Origin of the sequence: Sphingobacterium lactis (genome assembly GCF_051951495.1) — a bacterium.
In the GTDB taxonomy this organism is placed as follows: domain Bacteria; phylum Bacteroidota; class Bacteroidia; order Sphingobacteriales; family Sphingobacteriaceae; genus Sphingobacterium; species Sphingobacterium lactis_A.
In genome coordinates, this window is record NZ_JBNHAS010000002.1 from 945,017 (window position 1) to 963,116 (window position 18,100).

Consider the following 18,100-nt stretch of genomic DNA (forward strand, 5'->3'; position numbering starts at 1 on the left):
TTTTTGATATTAATATCCGTTTCCTTTGTTCAAAAAAAGATACAATGGAAATTTTACATTCAAAATCATTCTTCAAAATGGTAAAAACCTTAACAATAATAGGTTACTCTTTATGCTTTGGCAGTATCGCTTCATTTATAGCAATGAATGTCGTTGCGGGGGATAGCCCGACAATTGAGTTTTTGTATTGGCAAAGGCATTTTGTCAATCCGATTATGAACTATGTAACAATGCCGTCGATCTGGCTGTTTCTATTCGGAAATATTGGATTGTTTTTAGCGTTAAAAAAGGGTAGAAACCGAATGAATATCGTTCTGTTGGTATTATCTGTCTTGATAGCAATCAACGGACAATTTATAATTATACCCTTTGCAAAATCCGTTAGTAATTTTGCAGTCCAACAACTTCAAACCTCACAGTTTATCCCAGAGTTTGCGAAACAAAAATCAATAGAAGATACCTGCGGAGGAATAAATTTGTTTTTTCTCATCATCTATTTAACCGTCCGTATATCAAGTATCGGTAATGTAAAATCAAACAAAATATTGTCTGATACCAATTTTTAGTGAACAATAAAATCTCATCGTTATGAAGGCGACAACAGATAAGCTTCGCTCTGAGTGGTAAGTAACATAACCACCTTTCTATCTCACATCATATCTAACAGCGCAGCGGTCTATAGACTATTCTTAATTATACTTCTTCAATAAGTTTTCGATGACTTTTGGGTAATGTTGGTGTTCGAGTTGTTGACCGTTGAATTTAAGGATTTCAAGGGTATCACCTGGTTCAATACGGAATTTTGCCTGATAGATGATTTCTCCTTCATCAAAGTTTTCATTGACGAAGTGAATGGTTATTCCATGTTCTTCTTCTCCAGCAGACAAAACAGCTTTGTGGACACGGTCACCATACATTCCTTTTCCGCCGAATTTTGGTAATAGGGCAGGGTGGATATTGATAATCTTGTTAGGGAATGCTTTAAGTAGGTTTTCAGGTACTAACCATAGGAATCCTGCAAGCACGACAATATCAATCTCCAAGCGTTTTAGAAGGTCTACAACTTCATCGGTTTGGTAGAAGCTGTGTTTGTCAAAAACATGCGTAGGGATCTCAAAGTTATCGGCACGTTGAAGCACATAGGCCTCCGGGTTGTTGCTTAAGACAAGTGCCACTTCGGCATTATCTGCATATTTAAAGTGCTCCATTATTTTCTGAGCATTTGATCCGGATCCTGAAGCAAAAATTGCAATACGCTTTTTCACAGTGAATTGATAATAGTAATGTTTAACCTGATAAATACCAAATATAACGGTTTTTTTGGAAAGGATGGATAAGTGTAGGATATTTTGAGCTTTTTAGGTCATAATTTTCCTCGTATTAATTTATATTATGCATCTATAGGGAATATTTATTAACTTATTGCATTAAGAATACCTTTAAAATCCAATTTTAATTATAACTAAATGAAAAATCTTAAGCTGCTCTGTCTTTTTATTTTATTAGCTATTACCACCGTTCAAGCGCAAATTCCAGATAGTATTCCTGTATTTAAGAAGTTTTTAACTTATGATAAAGGACTGCGTTTTACGCGAGATTCCTTAAATATGGACAATAAACAGGTGTTTGTCCTATTTGATCCAGGCTGTGGACCATGTCAAGCATTTGGTTCTGCATTAGGAGATAAGTTAAAGGAGTTGGATCCAAAAGTTGATTACTATTTTATATCTATGGAATCCACGCAATTAATTGATGGCTATATCAATATGTTTGCTCCGAAGCTGAAGGGTCATCCTCAAGTTCACTTTCTCCGAGACCCTGAAGGAGAGTTTATTTTGTTGTTCAATCCTAAAAATTTTCCATCAACATACGTCTACGACCGTAAAAACGGCAAGTTATTGATGCATGATGAGAGTGCAGATAAGCTGATAAAAATGTTGCCATACCTGAAAAAGGGTAAATCGGTGTAGCTAAATCTTTACTTAATAGGGTTTAAATTATCTTATTATTAAATATTTCTGTTTTTGTAAATAAAATATCAGTAACTTTATCATACGAAAAGGCGAGTAGGATAAGTCTAAAAATGACTAAAAGGTATGGATAGAGGCATAAAAGGCCTCGAAATGATTGACCTCGTCAGGCGTATATGGCTTTACAGATGTAAGGGTTTATGATACAACAGCCATACTAATAAATCATATTTAGCGGTTTATTCTTTTCATAAATAGTCTACCTAAGACAAAACTTACCCACCTATGAAAAGACACATTCCCACTCTGGACAGTTGAGAACAGAACTGTTCGAAGAAGCCTATTGATTATTTATTGATGAATTGGATTAATGACGATTAATCTAGTTCGCTTTAGCTTATGCTTTAAGATGATTAATGTATACAAAGAATTGGTTTACCATGATGCGCGTACTTTCGCAGAGATTGAAGCGTTAATTTTGTCGATAACCGATAGTGATGAGAAATTGGTTTCACACAACAGAGTCCCTGCTTGGGTTGGAAAAGCAAAAATTCATTTACTTGCAAATTGGAATAAGCACGTAAGTTTGGATGATTTGGCAGAAGTTTGTGGTGTCCACAAAGTAACAATTTCAAAATATTTCTCAAAATATTTGGGAAGTACATTCCGGATGTACCAACGAAAAATCCGAATAATTCGAGCGATAGAACTCATAAAATTAGAGAAATATTCGCTCACAGAGGTCGCTTTCCTATGTGGCTTTGCTGATCAAAGTCATTTTACTCGCTTCTTCCGGCAGACTGTAGGATGCCTTCCTAAACAGTTGCCCAAGGCGTAACGCTAATATCGTTCTATTTTAAATTTTAAGCATGGGTTTATTTTGTATAGGACAGATGAAAATTAATTATAAAACATGAAAATACTTCAAGGTAGTCGATTGCCTAAACCTAATGGACACTGTAGTACAGCTATAGTTTCCAATCGCCTCTTGTTTATCTCCGGGCAACTCCCCATAGCTGCAGATGGAAGACACTATGATCAAGCAGATTTTGAACAGCAGTTTACCGTGGTATTTCAGAATTTAGAAAATATCTTGTTAGCCTCTTCAAGCTCCCTTCAAAAGGTTGTCAAGGTTACAGCATATCTTTCGGATGTGAAATACTGGAATCAATTTAATGCGTTATTTGCTGATTTTATCGGAAAACACAAACCCGTGAGAACTGTAATTGCCGTACCTGAGTTGCATCTCGGTTATAAATTGGAGGTGGATGTGATAGCAGAGGTCTGAGAAATTCCTAGCACACAATTAAAACCCATATATACTGAATAGAGGTATAATAACCATAGCATTACTAAAACTACAGGTATTAATCTACTAATCAGTTGTGCTCGTTTAGGACAGATTTTTGAATCAAATTAGATTTAGATTTCTGAACTAAATGAGAAAGGGGATCGTTTTAATGCGATCCCCTTTTATGTTTATGTCAATATTCTATATTTAAGGTGTAGTTAAAACCTTTTCCAATAAAATTGTTCCAGTCTCCGTGACATCTTTTGCTGAATTGGATAAAATAATCACTACTGCTTTTTCATCTGGTACAAATCCTAAAAAAGAACTTGAACCTCCCGTACCTCCGTTATGGAAGTAATAATTTACACCTTCCAACATATTGATATGCCAAGCTAGACCTATGTCTGAATTGGGGGGTACAAAGAAAGTGAACTGCTTTGTCAGATTCATGGCCTTCTGAATATCAGTTTCAGGATAGGTTAATTGGGCAATAGTATAACGCAGCATATCGTTTAGTGAAGATTTCAAAGCGCCAGCACCTGCCATAGATTGAAAGCTCCAAAAAGGTACTTTATTTCCTGAGCCATCATGAGGGGGAGCGAAGTTCTTAATCTTTGGGTCAATCTTGTCTACCGTAGTGGTCATCTCCAACGGTGTCAAGATAGATTCCTTAACCAATGTCATATATGGTTTTTTCGCTATAATGGACAGCAATTCACCTAATAGTCCGAACCCCAAATTACTATATTCATATTTACTTTCAGGCTCTTCTTTAGCTTGGTATTTTTTCAAATAACCAAAGAGCAATTTACGGTCATAAGCAGCATAAGGATCGCTTTCGGAGAACTTTTGAGCTGTTTTCCAGTTATCCGCTAACCTAGGTAAACCAGAGGTGTGGTTAGCTAAAGATTTAAAGGTTATCTTTTGAATTGCTGGGTTCTGAGCAACAGAGTCAGGTAAGTATTTCGCAATACTTTCTTCGAGTTTCACTTGCCCTTTATTTACCATTTCAGCTAATAAGGAAGCGGTAAAGGTTTTGCTAATAGATCCTATTTCAAATAATGTGTTGGCATCAGGAAGAGTATTGTTCCCCTTATCCGTTTCACCATAAAAGAAGGTGTTGATTTTGTTTTTATGGATAATGGCTACTGCTAATGCTTGAGCACTTCCTTGTTTGGCATAATTACGAGCTACGGAATCCACAAAATTGTCCAATGGGTTTTTAGGAGCTACATTGGCAATGATTTCTTTTTTACTGGTATCCACAGCAGCGTCCTTTGGTCCTGAATAAGGTTGAAACGCCAAGGTATGATAATGCATATTGGAGTCAATTCCTAAAACAATGGAAAATGTTTCCTTTTCGAATTCTGCTTTATATTTAGCGATTCCTTTGTTAAAGTCGTATTGGGTGGCATTTTTTACTTTTCCTAAACTAAATAGTTGGATTAAAATGCCTGATAATTGCTCTTTGGTGATTTGTTGTTTGAAAACTGGAGCTGCTAATTCATAAATAGAATCGGGTTGTTCCGCATTAATAAAATACTCAATTCGATTAAATACAGCTCGATTATTGCGTTCATCTACTGATTGCGCAAAGAGTTGTTGCAAGCTGAATAAAAATAGTATGCTGAGTATGTTTCGTATTTTGAAATTCATGCTCAAAAATACAAAACTAATTATAAACCGATAATTTGTTTTAGTCTTGCATAACCCGATTTGCTGATATTGACTTTACCTCCACTTAGTAGGGTTGCGATATAGCTGTCTTTTTCCATTGGCTCAATTTTCTGTAATTGATCGACTTTGACAATAAAAGAGCGGTGTACTCGAACATATTGCTTTGGATCCAATTGTTTCTCAAAAGAGCTCATGGTTTTATTCTTTAAGAACATGCCTTCATTGGTATGGATTTTCACATAATCATCATAGGCTTCCAGGTAATTGATCTGTTGCACAGGGATGATTTTTATTTGCGTTCCATTTTTAACAACCACACGTTCTAAAGCATTGGTTTCTTCTTCCATGGATTCCTGCAGCTTTTCTGTATCAATCTTGGGGGTTACTTGTGCTTGGAAAGAAGCTTTAAATTTATCGATAGCTTTTTGAAAGCGGTCTGGACGAATCGGTTTTAATAAATAATCAATAGCGTTTTTTTCAAATGCCTTTAGGGCATACTCATCAAATGCCGTAGTAAATATGATATGCGGTTGTTGATCGAGAAGTTCCAACATTTCGAATCCAGTAAGCTTCGGCATTTGAATATCTAGAAATACTAAGTCGGGTTGATGCTGTTGAATTGCTTTTACGCCTTCAAAGCCATCATTACACTCCGCTAGTACTTGAAATTCGGGATGTTGTTGCAGGTATTCCAACACCATGCTACGGGCTAATGGTTCGTCGTCTATTAAGATCGTCTTTATCATAGTTGTGGTATTCTTAATGTGGAAATGAAAATGTTTCCATCCGTTTCCGTTTGTAATAAATCGGTGCGCCCATACAATAAGTATAAGCGACGTTGTATGCTGGATAAACCAAAGCCAGTTCCTTTCTTCTGTTCATATTGGTCTGCCTCGAAAGGATTGCTGATGCGAATGGTTAACAAGTGATTTTCTAAATTTAGGGAAATTTTGATAATTACCTCTTCGGTTACATTGTAGAGTCCAAATTTGATGGCATTTTCTACTAGGGGTTGAAGAATCATAACTGGGATTTTTGCTCCAAGTACATCTTCATCGTAATCAAATTCGGTAGATAGTCGATGACCAAATCTTACCTTTTCAATATCAAGGTATAAACTGAGGTGAGCAACTTCCTCTTCTACAGAAGTGAATTGGGTGTCATCTTTGCGCATGGTTCCTCTAAGGAAATCGGAAAGCTGAAAGGTCATGTTTCTAGCTTCTGTAGGCTTGCTTCCTATGAGCGCTATGATGGAATTTAAACTGTTGAATAAGAAATGTGGTTGTAACTGCTGTCTTAAATTATATAATTCAGCATCGCGCACCATTTTTTCTGATTCTTCTTTTCTTTTTTTATTACTGAATAACTCTTCCTGAATATTCCAAAAGACATTGATGGTCATCACACAGGTGATGATAAGGAAGTTGATGACAAAACGAAACGGTAAACTGAAATTCAAGTAAATTAAATTGTCATCATTTATAAACTGAACGATCAAAAAACGAGTAATAGTAACGGAAATAACCGCAAAAATGGCTGCTAAGCCAAATAATTTCCAATAATTACGATTGTTTGGAATATAGTATTGAAGGGAGCTAAAAATCAAATAGGAAATTCCGGTCATGCACATCGCGCTGATAATGGCGTCATAGATAGCAATGTCACGTGCTATTTTAGACCACCAGAGAAGGCCGTACATAATCAATAGGTATAAAGCAAAAATGATCCATGAGGTGGCATGGATGATCGATTGCTTGGAATGTTCGCTAATTGATTTTGCCATGTTTTAGCTGTTCTTTATGGTCAATCCGCCAAAGATTGAAGTGCCTGTGATGTAGATTTTCTTATTTTCATCCGTCGTGATTTCGAATGACGGTCTGCGGTCATCTACTTCTCCAAAGATGGAAGAAACATTAGAGGAAACTCTCCAGTTCATAGGCACAATTATTTTTGTACTACCAAATAATTGAAAAGTATCGATTACCACCGGTTGTTTTAAATCTGCCTGTAGGAAATTTAAGTTTGTACTACCAAAGATACTGGTGATATTACCGCCTAGGAAATTTTTGCTAAGAATCACCTTTTTGGTATCACTAAAGAAGTTGTCCACTTTGAGGTAGTTCTCAAAATCTGGCATATAATTTTTATACAAGTTCTTATGCTCAGCAGGGTTTGCTTGAGCATAAGGATTGTTTTTTTGTTCTGTATCTGCTGGCTGATTAGGGTCAGCATTGAAAGGGCTGTCTACACGTTTATCCCAGTCGAATTCATCATCACGTGGAGGCGTAGGAGGTAATTGTGGTCTCGTTTTGTTACGATTCAACAAATACATACCTAAAATAATAGCACCTGCAGGGATTAAGAATTTACCGATGTGTAAGTCCAATTCATTTTTCAGGAAAAAGATACTACCAATAGCAATTAATACGATAGAAGATTTCTTTTCGAACTTGGAGTTAACACCGATTACTAGACCGATAATGATAAGGATAGTTTCCCATCCAAATAACCAGCTAGGGATGATGTTTCCCATATTTAGTTGTTTCATCAATAAGGCAAAGCCTAAAAAGATGATAATAAAGCCAACAATGGTGGAAGTGTTGTTATTTTTAGGAGGTCTTCCATCCTTTGGATCCATGTTTTGATTGTTCATTGTCATTTGTCTTTTGATTTAGTTTACTCAAAAGTATTGCGAATATAAGCATCAGCCGATAGCAAATAGGTCTTTTGAGGTTTTTTTTCGGTGAAAGACTATATTTCTTCGGTGAAAAAGCTAACCACTTTATTGGCTGTTCTTTAAGTTAAGTGAATAATTTAATTATTATAACAAATAATTTTTATAAAAATTTGGATGATTGAGTTTAATTATTATATATTTATGACTGAAAATAGAGGATTAAACTTAAATATTAACAAATCTAATGGGAGATTTTGATAACAAAGAGCGTGAAGAGGTATTTTCAAAAAAGGTGAGAGCGGGAAAACGTACTTATTTTTTTGATGTAAAAGCAACCCGCTCGAACGATTACTACGTAACGATTACGGAAAGTAAAAAACGTTTTGAGGATGGCCAATTTATTAAACACAAGATTTTCCTTTATAAAGAGGATTTTGAGAAGTTTGCAGAAGGATTACAAGATGTTGTAGCCTATATCAAATCTAATCAAGAGGTAGTTGAAAAACGTTATGAGCCAAATCATGATGATTTAGGTTATGAAAATAACGGTCAACTTGTTCAGAAAGACGATTTCTCTTTCTAATTATACGAGATTTACTTGAAATAAACATATAAAGCCACTTTATAAGTGGCTTTTTTTATAATTCTCCTTCTAAAGAGACCAATTAGCATTTTAAGAGGGATATCTTTACTTGCATCTATCCTATTTTATCAATTTTTTAAGGATTTCGTCCAATATAGATAAAGATGTTACAGCATGCAGTTGATTTGATGGATATGTTTTTCTTAATTTGGGATTCCAATTGAAAATTTAATAAGCGATTATATGAATAAATTGTTTTCTGTTGCTGGATTAGCAGTATTATTTCTTACTGTTGGTCAAGCAAACGGTCAGACTAAAAAGTTAAGCTTTGAACAAGCTTGGGGCCAAGCTCCTTCATTAACTCAAGCGGTAAGCCGTTTTGAGGGATGGGCAGATGCTGAGAACTACATTGAAAGAAACGGTAACCAATTGTTTCAGGTCAATGTGAAAACAGGGAAAAAAGAATCGTATTCTTATCCAACAAATACCTCAACACGAGTTTTTGTTAAAGATAAGGATGTTTTCATTCAAGTTCCAGGTACAGCAGTAAAACAATTGACCAATTCACCGGAGGTGGATGAGCAAAACCCTACGCTTTCTCCGGATGGTAAATATGTAGCCTTCACCCGTAAAAGTGATTTATACAGTGTGGATGTTGCGACCGGTAAAGAAGTGCGTTATACCACGGATGGTACAGATGTTATTTACAACGGTTGGTCTTCATGGGTTTATTATGAGGAAATCTTAGGTCGTGTGACCAATTATAAGGCATTCTGGTGGTCTCCAGATAGCAAGGAGATTGCTTTTATGCGCTTTGATGATACCAAAGTTCCTATGTTCCCGATCTATGGTTCTAAAGGACAACATGGATATTTAGAAGAAACGCGTTATCCAAAAGCGGGAGATCCAAACCCAGAAGTGAAAGTAGGCTTTGTAAAGGTAGAAGGATCACCAGTGGTATGGGCAGACTTCAACGAAAAGGATGATCAATATTTTGGTCAACCATATTGGAGCTTCAACAGCAAAACCATCATGGTTCAGTGGATGAACAGAGAACAAAATAATTTGAAGTTCTACGAAGTGAATCCGGACAATGGCTCTAAAAAAGAAATCTATAATGAAGAGCAGCCGACTTGGATTAATCTAGATCACGATGAGCGTATTACTTATCTTGAAGATAATAAGCATTACATCTTAAAATCGGATAAAACAGGATGGGCGCATTACTACTTATACAAATTGGATGGTACTTTAGTCAATCCAATTACTGCTGGTGATTGGCAGGTATCCAGTATTCAGCACATCGATGAAAAAGGCAAAGTGCTTTATTTTACCGCTAGAAAAGAAAACTCGGCTACAGTAGACCTATATCGTGTTGATTTCTCTGGAAAGAATCAAAAGAGATTGACATTTGGAGATTATACGCATAATGTACAAGTATCACCGACCGGAAAATATTTCATTACCAACTATTCGAACATCTTTACACCGAATAAAGTAGCTTTATTAGATAATAAGGGCAAGGTTATAAAAGAGTTGGCAGATAGTAAATCAAAGGATTTCGATAGCTATAAAGTAGCAAGAAGAGAATTTATTAGAATCCCGTCTGAGGATGGTAAATTCCAATTGCCAGCAATCATTACTTATCCAACAGATTTTGATGAGAGCAAGCAGTATCCGGTTATCATGAGTATCTATGGAGGTCCTGATGCAGGAACAGTTCGTAATACTTGGAAAGGCACGAATGGCGAATACTGGTCTCAAGAAGGGGTTATTCAGATTGAGTGTGATCACCGTGCTTCTGGGCATTTTGGAAAACAAGGAGTGGCGTGGATGCACCGTAACTTAGGTAATTGGGAGTTGGTAGATTACATCACTATTGCGAAATGGTTGAAAGCGAAGCCATGGGTTGCTAAAGATAAATTGTTAATGACAGGACATAGCTATGGTGGTTATATGACTAGTTTAGCTTTGACTAAAGGATCTGATTATTTCGACTACGGTATTGCTGGTGCTCCGGTAACCAGTTGGGAATTGTATGATACCCACTATACCGAGCGTTGGATGGATACTCCACATTCAAATCCTGAAGGTTATAAGAATGGGTCGATATTAACTTATGTGGATAAATATAAAGGTACTTTACGTTTATTACATGGTGATATGGATGATAACGTTCATTTGCAAAACACTACGCAATTAGTGGATGCCCTGACAGATCGTAATGTTCCATTTGAATTGATGATTTATCCTGGAAGCCGACATGGATTCGCACGTTCGAAATCAGCTTATGATTTCAAGGAACGAGTTCGATTCTATTACCAATATTTGTTGGAGAAACCAGTTCCACAACAAATGAAATAAAAGAATTAAAAAAGGCTAAGAAAATTGATTCTTAGCCTTTTTTAATAAATGATATCATTGCTTCCACAAAAAAAATTGTCATCTTTGCATTATTAATAACACCATGCTAGATTATCTTAAAGATATAACATTTAAGGCGAATGACGTCTTTTTACGAGCCATAGATATTTTGATGCGAAACTATGTTTCCATTGCTGGTCTATGTTTCTTATTGTTTGTGACATCCAATCTATCGACCTTCTTGGCCATTTACTTAGATTCGTATTCCATCTTTCTGAAAATCTTTCTTTTGTTGTTATTTGTAGGTTTATATTTTAGCCTTCAATTGGTGTTGTTGAAAAATGCCATCGTTTTGGCTAGAGGAGATCGTAGTCCTGGATTCTGGGGGTATGTACCGTCATTTTCTCAATTCCTATTCTATATCCTAGGTTTGATTCTCTATTCCTTGATTGCCTTGGTGATTTATAGTTTAATGTATGTGCTTTGTTTCCCGCTTTTATTTCTAGGGATCGGAATGGATACAGTACGCTATGAAATCCACCCTTTCTTGACAGGGGTAGTGATGCTGTTTATTTTGATAAGAACTACATTTTTTCCTTTCTTCATCATTGAGCATGGATTTAACACGTTCAAGTCGTATAAATTCAGTTTAGCGATGACCAAGGGTAATGTTTTTCGGTTGTTGATGATCATCTTGCTTATTGCATCAACACATTTACTGCAAATTGGTTCAGAAGTATTGGGCTATCAATTAGTGTCCAAGATTTTAAGTTTAGTTAATTCATTTGTTATTATCCCTTTGGTTAGTGTAGTGATGTCCATTGTTTATGTGGATATGATGAAGGCCTACAAAGGAGGAGAAGATCCTTCTCTGATTGATAATATCATTTAACCAAGTATATTCTACATTGAGTAAAAGAAATATTGCGATATTAGGTTCTACCGGGAGCATAGGGACGCAGGCGTTAGAGGTGGTTGAAGCCTTTCCAGATCATTTTTCGATTACGGTATTAACTATGGGTAGAAATGCTGATCTATTGATAGAACAAGCATTAAAATTCAAGCCCAAAGTTGTTGTTGTATGTGAGGAGTTAGCTTACCAAAAAGCTAAAGATGCCTTAGCCGGTCAAGGAATTGAGGTTTTATTAGGGGCAGAAGCCATGGAAGAGGTCGTTCAACGTGATGATGTCGATGTCGTACTGACAGCTATCGTTGGGTCTGCCGGATTAAAACCTACGGTTGCAGCCATCAAGAAAGGTAAGGATATTGCCTTAGCCAATAAAGAAACTTTAGTCGTAGCAGGTGCTTTAATCAATGATTTGGTAAAAGCCCATGGCGTAAAATTACTACCTGTTGATTCTGAACACTCTGCCATTTTTCAATGTTTGGTTGGAGAGGAGCAGAATCCAATTGAGAAGATTTATTTAACAGCATCTGGAGGTCCATTTCGTGGAATGTCTCGAGAGGAACTTGCCTTTGTTACGAAAGCTCAAGCTTTAAAACATCCAAACTGGAGCATGGGAGCTAAGATCACTATTGATTCTGCCTCCATGATGAATAAAGGATTGGAAGTGATCGAAGCGAAATGGCTATTTGATTTAAATCCTGAGCAAATAGATGTCATCGTGCATCCACAATCCATCGTCCATTCTTTGGTTCAATTTCAAGATGGTTCTATGAAAGCTCAACTTGGGCTTCCCGATATGAAATTGCCAATTCAATATGCCTTAACCTATCCTGCTCGTTATGAAAATGACTTCAAGCGATTTAATTTCATGGATTATCCTAATCTGACTTTTGAGAAGCCAGATTTAACAGCATTCCGTAATCTTCAATTGGCGTATGATACCTTGAGAAAAGGAGGGAATAGTCCATGTGTTTTAAATGCCGCTAATGAGGTGGTAGTGGAAGCTTTCCTACAAGAAGAGATCTCCTTTTTGGAAATGAGTGATGTAATTGAAGAGACATTGTGTCAGGTAAATTGGCAAGAAGAACTTGAATTGGGTGATTATTTGCATTTTGATGCTGAAAGTAGGAGAGTGGCACGAAGTTTAATACCTCGAATAAGTAAAAAATAGTATTGTTTATAATTAAAAATAGATAAATGGGAATTGTCATTATGGTGGCTCAGGTATTATTAGGCCTGTCGTTACTAATTATATTACACGAGCTTGGACACTTTTTGGCTGCTCGTGCATTTGGAATTAAAGTAGAGAAGTTTTATTTGTTTTTTGATGCTTGGGGTGTAAAACTATTCAAGTTCAACTACAAAGGATGTGAATACGGGATGGGATGGTTGCCTTTGGGAGGATATGTTAAGATTGCCGGGATGATCGATGAATCCATGGATACCGAGCAATTAAAAGGTGAGCCTCAACCATGGGAATTCCGTTCTAAACCAGCTTGGCAACGTCTTATCGTGATGCTAGGTGGTATAATTGTAAATATCATCGTGGGTGTCTTAGTTTTCTGGATGCTGACTTTCAAATATGGTACTGCAGATATTGATAATACGCAGATTTATGGTGTTAAACCAGGAATTATAGGTCAAAAGGTAGGATTACAAGAAGGGGATAAGATTCTTGCGGTAAATGGTAAGAAGGCCAATCTTTTCTTTGAGGACTTAATGACTTCTGAGGTTTTAATGGGTGATGCGGTGTTAACTGTTGATCGTGCAGGCCAAGAAGTAAAGATTACTCTTCCGCCAGATATCTTAAACGATGTCTCGGATTATAAAAAGAATGAGTTTGTGCAGCCAATCTTTAAGATGCTTCCTGTGAAAGAAATTGCAAAAGATTCTAGAGCAGAGAAGATGGGGCTTCAAGTTGGAGATAGTATTGTCAGCATCAATGGAGTTGCTGTACAGCATTTGGATACTTTCCGTGATCAAGTGAAAGCGAATAAAGGAAAGGATATCAACTTAGGCGTTATTCGTCAAGGTGCTGCCATGAATCTATTGGCTAAGGCTGATACTTCTTCTACCATTGGATTTGGAAATCTACCTACAGTAATCCATTCGTATGGATTTATGGAGTCCTTGCCAATCGGAGCTAGTAAAGCATTTTCGGTTATCACGGATAACATCAAAGGCTTTGGTAAGATGTTCAAAGGTGAGGTTCGTGCTGATAAAGCATTATCTGGTCCTGTTGGGATTGCAACAATGTTTGGTACTGAAGTAGATTGGCTTCGTTTCTGGAGTTTAGTAGGTATGCTGTCAATGGCATTAGCATTTATGAACTTATTGCCTATTCCAGCCTTAGATGGGGGCCATGTGGTCTTCCTTTTGATCGAGATGATACAAGGTAAGCCTTTGTCAGAAAAGTTCCTAGAAAAGGCGCAAGTCGTTGGATTCTTCATTCTGATTGCCTTGATGATCTTTGTGTTTGGAAATGATATTTTCAAATTGACGAAGTAAGGATTTAAGCATTATACAAAAAGATATGATAAGCCCTGGGATATGAATTCCAGGGCTTTTTATTTTGGTTGGAAAAAATGCTAAATATTTATTTGCAATTTAAAATTATTTGTACCTTTGTCTCCCGATAAAAATGAAAGAAACCTTCTATCCTATAGCATCACAAAAAGTAGTTACTACTTCAATTCAATATAATCGTTGATAAGTTAGCCCATTTGGGCTTTTTTTGTGCAGCATAGTGAAGGAACTAACATTTTAGAATTTGGATATAATTAAATTGAGATAAGAATGACCAACTACAGCAAATTGCCAGCAATTTTAGTCCTAGAGGATGGAACTGTTTTTCATGGAAAGGCAGCAGGAAAAATCGGAACCACTACAGGTGAGATTTGTTTCAATACCGGTACAACAGGCTATCAGGAAATCTTTACCGATCCTTCTTATTATGCTCAAATCATGGTGACTACCAATGCACATATTGGTAACTATGGTATTGATGGCGATGATGAGGAATCAAATAAGATTCAAATTGCAGGTTTGGTTTGTAAGAACTACAACATCAACTATAGCCGTAAAATGGCTGATCAATCTATCCAAAATTACTTTGAAGAAGGAAACTTGGTAGGTATTTCTGATATTGATACTCGTTCTTTAGTTCGTCATATTCGTAATAAAGGGGCCATGAACGCCATCATTTCATCGGAAAACTTAGATGTTGATTCATTGAAAGCAGCTTTAGCGGAAGTGCCTTCTATGGATGGTCTTGAGTTGTCATCAAAAGTTTCTACCGAAGAGCCTTACTTCTATGGAGAAGATGGAGCACCTACTCGTATTGCTGTTTTAGACTTAGGTATCAAGAAAAATATCCTTCGCAACTTTGACTCTCGTCAGGTTTATGCTAAAGTATTCCCTGCGAAAACTACTTTCGAAGAAATGGAAGCTTGGAATCCTGATGGTTATTTCATTTCAAACGGTCCTGGTGATCCTGCTGCTATGGATTATGCCATTGATACAGTTCGTGCAATCTTAGCTGCTGATAAACCAATGTTTGGTATTTGCTTAGGTCACCAAATCTTAGCATTAGCAAACGATATCAGAACGAGCAAAATGCACAATGGTCACCGCGGTATCAATCACCCAGTGAAAAATATCATCGCCAATAAATGTGAGATTACATCGCAAAACCACGGATTTGGTGTGGTAGCTGAAGATATTGAGAAATCTGATAAGGTGGAAATCACCCACGTGAACTTAAATGATAATTCTATTGAAGGTATCCGTGTGAAAGGTAAAAAAGCATTCTCGGTACAATACCACCCAGAATCTTCACCAGGTCCTCACGATTCAAGATATTTATTTGACGATTTTATTGCCATGATTAAAGGGTAATTAAATTCGATTAAGATAATGAAAGCCATACTTGTTTATACAGGTATGGCTTTTTTGATTATTGTCTTATAATAATTGAAGGAATTATTTGATAAAAGGGAAGATTCACATATAGATTTTTCATATTTTTGATTAAACCCATAATAATTGCTATTTTAGTGTTATATATACACTAAGTAAGAAAAGATATACAAAAAACCATATACAAATGAGCTTGATAATTGACGTACATGCGCGACAGATTCTTGATTCGCGCGGAAATCCAACAATAGAAGTAGATGTTACTACGCAGAATGGTTTCGTAGGCCGTGCAGCAGTTCCTTCAGGAGCTTCTACTGGGGCACACGAAGCAGTGGAACTTCGCGATGGAGATAAAAAGAAATATTTAGGTAAAGGTGTACTTAAAGCAGTAGAAAATGTAAATACCAAAATTGCTAAAGCATTAGAAGGTGTTGATGTTTTTGAGCAAAATGCCATCGATAAATTAATGATTGATCTTGATGGTTCTGAGAACAAAGGTAAATTAGGTGCTAACGCTATTTTAGGTGTTTCCTTAGCTGTAGCGAAAGCTGCTGCTCAAGAGAGCCGTCAGCCATTATACCGTTACATCGGTGGTGTGAATGCTAATACGCTTCCTTTGCCTATGATGAACATCGTTAATGGTGGAGCACACTCTGATGCGCCTATTGCTTTCCAAGAGTTCATGATCATGCCTGTCGGTGCTGAGACTTTCTCTGAAGCTTTACGCTGGGGAGCTGAAGTATTCCATAGCTTGAAAAAGATTCTTCATGACCGTAACTTATCTACAGCTGTAGGTGATGAAGGTGGTTTTGCTCCGACTTTTGAAGGTACTGAAGATGCTATTGAAACAATCTTAGAAGCTATCAAGAAAGCTGGATACAAAGCAGGAAAAGAAATCTGCTTAGCGCTAGACTGTGCTTCTACTGAATTCTTTGAAAAAGGAAAATATAACTATAAGAAATTTGAAGGAGAGGGTGGTGCTACGCGTACTATCGAAGAACAAGTGGATTACCTTGCTGAATTAACTGCGAAATACCCAATTATCTCTATCGAGGATGGTATGGCAGAAGACGATTGGAAAGGTTGGGGTTTGTTAACTGAGAAAATCGGTGACCGTGTTCAGCTGGTTGGTGACGATTTATTCGTTACAAATACAAAACGTCTTCAAGATGGTATTGACAAACATGTAGGTAATTCTATCCTTGTAAAAGTTAATCAAATTGGTTCTTTAACAGAGACTATCAATGCGGTTCACTTGGCACAAACAAACGGATATACTTCTGTAATGTCTCACCGTTCTGGTGAAACAGAAGATACAACAATCGCTGATTTAGCTGTTGCATTGAACTGTGGACAAATCAAAACAGGTTCTATCTCACGTTCTGACAGGATCGCTAAATACAACCAATTGTTGAGAATTGAAGAAGAATTAGGAAGCAATGCCAAATTTATTGGTAAAGATTTCAAATATGCTCCTAAAAAATAATTACTAATTTTTATTAGGAAGAAGGGATCAATTGATCCCTTTTTTTATGTCTAAAATTTGGATACATGACGCTGAATGAAATCTTACTTTTGCAATATTCATTGTAATAATTATCTTTATCTGAATTTTTATTGCCCAAGGAAGATTTATGGAACGTGTCATTAATACCATTAAGAACAAATATCTAATTGCAGGAGTAGCATTCGTGGTATGGATGTTTTTCTTTGATCGTTACGATGTGGCAACACAAGTAAGTTTTCAGCAAGAAAAGTCTAAGTTAGAAGAAGAAAAAGCCTACTATACATCAGAGACTGAAAAGATCGAGCAATCTATTAAAGATGTTCAATTCAATCCAAATGAGATACAACGTATAGCTAGGGAAAAATATAAAATGAAAAAACAATCGGAGGACATCTACATCATCAGCGAAGTAGAGGCACCGAAGAAAGAAGAATAACAAAAAAGCTAGGATAATCTCCAAGCTTTTTTTTATGACTTAATAAGTGAAATCTCTTGATAGGTATCCGAAATAGCAAATATCTTATAGCCCTTATCTTTTAATAATTTAAAGAATCTTACCCCTTTATCCTTTCCATCTTTAAAGAAGCGCTCATGAGTTTCAACTAAGATTTGTTTGATGGTTACCCCACTGTTTAGAATTCCTTCCATAACAGCGTATTCTGAGCCTTCTATATCCATTTTGAGCACATCTATGTGTGTATGCCCTTTTTCATTTACAATCTCCTTAAACTCCTTTAAAAGCACCTCTACTGGATTGGTCTCATCGACCAAGTTATGTCCATAAACTGAACCGGATACATGTTCTTTATTTTTGGGTAGATTGAAGATGACTTTTCCTGTCTTTTCACCTATTCCATAAGGATGGAAGTGAAATTGCTCAGGAACTGGATTATTACTTACCCAAAGGATGGATTTAGGTGTTGGGTCAAAGCCATATACTTGACAATTATGTTTGGCAATGATGTCTTTATCAAAGGAGATATCCTCACCAATACCAAAAGAATAAACAATGGCGTTTTGGGGAATTACAGTAGGATCTACATAGAATCCACCGTAACCATTTCCATACCATTGTTTATTTCGTTTTTCTTCTATATCAATAAAGGCGATTTTACCAATCCTTGCCTTTAGCCAATATTCTAATCTTTTTAATCTGTCGTTTCTTTCCATCCGGTTCTCTTAGATGGAATAAATATAATTAATTTA

The 18,100-nt window shown here is 36.4% G+C and carries 18 protein-coding genes; 12 read left to right on the top strand and 6 right to left on the bottom strand.

Features of this window, described 5'->3' with window-relative positions; translation table 11 throughout:
* Positions 1-44: 44 nt before the first annotated feature.
* Entirely contained in the window at positions 45-566 is a 522-nt protein-coding gene (locus ACP6L2_RS11770; protein ID WP_440509470.1) for a hypothetical protein, read from the top strand.
* A gap of 123 nt (positions 567-689) precedes the next feature.
* On the opposite strand, the gene purN is transcribed toward ACP6L2_RS11770, so the two are convergent.
* Positions 690-1,265, bottom strand: a complete 576-nt coding sequence (purN, locus tag ACP6L2_RS11775; RefSeq protein ID WP_440509471.1) for a phosphoribosylglycinamide formyltransferase — start codon at positions 1,263-1,265, stop codon at positions 690-692.
* A gap of 201 nt (positions 1,266-1,466) precedes the next feature.
* Here purN and ACP6L2_RS11780 point away from each other — a divergent pair, with 201 nt between their 5' ends.
* From ACP6L2_RS11780 to ACP6L2_RS11790, 3 genes are all read left to right on the top strand, one after another.
* The gene (locus tag ACP6L2_RS11780; RefSeq protein ID WP_440509473.1) at positions 1,467-1,970 is read left to right on the top strand and encodes a TlpA family protein disulfide reductase; all 504 of its coding nucleotides are present in this window, start codon (positions 1,467-1,469) and stop codon (positions 1,968-1,970) included.
* A 409-nt stretch (positions 1,971-2,379) separates the two neighbouring features.
* Entirely contained in the window at positions 2,380-2,808 is a 429-nt protein-coding gene (locus ACP6L2_RS11785; RefSeq protein WP_440509475.1) for a helix-turn-helix transcriptional regulator, read from the top strand.
* A gap of 75 nt (positions 2,809-2,883) precedes the next feature.
* Positions 2,884-3,258, top strand: coding sequence for a RidA family protein (locus ACP6L2_RS11790; protein WP_440509477.1), 375 nt, complete (start codon positions 2,884-2,886; stop codon positions 3,256-3,258).
* A 210-nt stretch (positions 3,259-3,468) separates the two neighbouring features.
* Here ACP6L2_RS11790 and ACP6L2_RS11795 read toward each other — a convergent pair whose 3' ends face one another.
* From ACP6L2_RS11795 to ACP6L2_RS11810, 4 genes are read right to left on the bottom strand one after another with little or no spacing between them, the layout of a single operon-like run.
* Positions 3,469-4,917, bottom strand: coding sequence for a serine hydrolase (locus ACP6L2_RS11795; RefSeq protein ID WP_440509479.1), 1,449 nt, complete (start codon positions 4,915-4,917; stop codon positions 3,469-3,471).
* Positions 4,918-4,937: 20 nt separating this feature from the next.
* On the bottom strand, positions 4,938-5,684 hold the full coding sequence (locus ACP6L2_RS11800) for a LytR/AlgR family response regulator transcription factor (RefSeq protein ID WP_440509481.1): 747 nt from the start codon (positions 5,682-5,684) through the stop codon (positions 4,938-4,940).
* Complete coding sequence (locus ACP6L2_RS11805; RefSeq protein ID WP_440509483.1) at positions 5,681-6,721, bottom strand: sensor histidine kinase; 1,041 nt, start codon at positions 6,719-6,721, stop codon at positions 5,681-5,683. The genes ACP6L2_RS11800 and ACP6L2_RS11805 overlap by 4 nt, the downstream gene beginning before the upstream one ends.
* 3 nt (positions 6,722-6,724) lie before the next feature.
* Positions 6,725-7,591: a LiaF transmembrane domain-containing protein gene (locus ACP6L2_RS11810; RefSeq protein ID WP_440509485.1), complete on the bottom strand. Its 867-nt coding sequence runs from the start codon at positions 7,589-7,591 to the stop codon at positions 6,725-6,727.
* 268 nt (positions 7,592-7,859) lie between these two features.
* On the opposite strand from ACP6L2_RS11810, the gene ACP6L2_RS11815 reads away from it, so the two are divergent.
* The 8 genes from ACP6L2_RS11815 (at position 7,860) to ACP6L2_RS11850 (ending at position 17,330) form a co-directional block, all read left to right on the top strand.
* Positions 7,860-8,198: a DUF3276 family protein gene (locus tag ACP6L2_RS11815; protein WP_440509487.1), complete on the top strand. Its 339-nt coding sequence runs from the start codon at positions 7,860-7,862 to the stop codon at positions 8,196-8,198.
* A 243-nt stretch (positions 8,199-8,441) separates the two neighbouring features.
* Complete coding sequence (locus tag ACP6L2_RS11820) at positions 8,442-10,562, top strand: DPP IV N-terminal domain-containing protein (RefSeq protein ID WP_440509489.1); 2,121 nt, start codon at positions 8,442-8,444, stop codon at positions 10,560-10,562.
* A gap of 103 nt (positions 10,563-10,665) precedes the next feature.
* Positions 10,666-11,454, top strand: a complete 789-nt coding sequence (locus tag ACP6L2_RS11825; RefSeq protein WP_440509491.1) for a hypothetical protein — start codon at positions 10,666-10,668, stop codon at positions 11,452-11,454.
* Positions 11,455-11,470: 16 nt separating this feature from the next.
* Positions 11,471-12,640, top strand: coding sequence for a 1-deoxy-D-xylulose-5-phosphate reductoisomerase (locus tag ACP6L2_RS11830; RefSeq protein WP_440509493.1), 1,170 nt, complete (start codon positions 11,471-11,473; stop codon positions 12,638-12,640).
* 26 nt (positions 12,641-12,666) lie between these two features.
* A complete protein-coding gene (gene rseP / locus ACP6L2_RS11835) occupies positions 12,667-13,977 on the top strand; it encodes an RIP metalloprotease RseP (protein WP_440509494.1) in 1,311 nt (436 codons plus the stop codon).
* A 288-nt stretch (positions 13,978-14,265) separates the two neighbouring features.
* Complete coding sequence (carA, locus tag ACP6L2_RS11840; RefSeq protein WP_440509496.1) at positions 14,266-15,366, top strand: glutamine-hydrolyzing carbamoyl-phosphate synthase small subunit; 1,101 nt, start codon at positions 14,266-14,268, stop codon at positions 15,364-15,366.
* Positions 15,367-15,574: 208 nt separating this feature from the next.
* Positions 15,575-16,873 carry a phosphopyruvate hydratase gene (gene eno / locus ACP6L2_RS11845; protein WP_344675930.1) on the top strand — a complete coding sequence of 433 codons (1,299 nt, stop codon included), beginning with the start codon at positions 15,575-15,577 and terminating at the stop codon, positions 16,871-16,873.
* 148 nt (positions 16,874-17,021) lie between these two features.
* Positions 17,022-17,330 (top strand): FtsB family cell division protein, encoded by a 309-nt coding sequence (locus tag ACP6L2_RS11850; protein WP_440509499.1) that lies wholly within the window; start codon positions 17,022-17,024, stop codon positions 17,328-17,330.
* 32 nt (positions 17,331-17,362) lie between these two features.
* On the opposite strand, the gene ACP6L2_RS11855 is transcribed toward ACP6L2_RS11850, so the two are convergent.
* Positions 17,363-18,064: an FkbM family methyltransferase gene (locus ACP6L2_RS11855; protein ID WP_440509501.1), complete on the bottom strand. Its 702-nt coding sequence runs from the start codon at positions 18,062-18,064 to the stop codon at positions 17,363-17,365.
* Positions 18,065-18,100 lie beyond the last annotated feature (36 nt).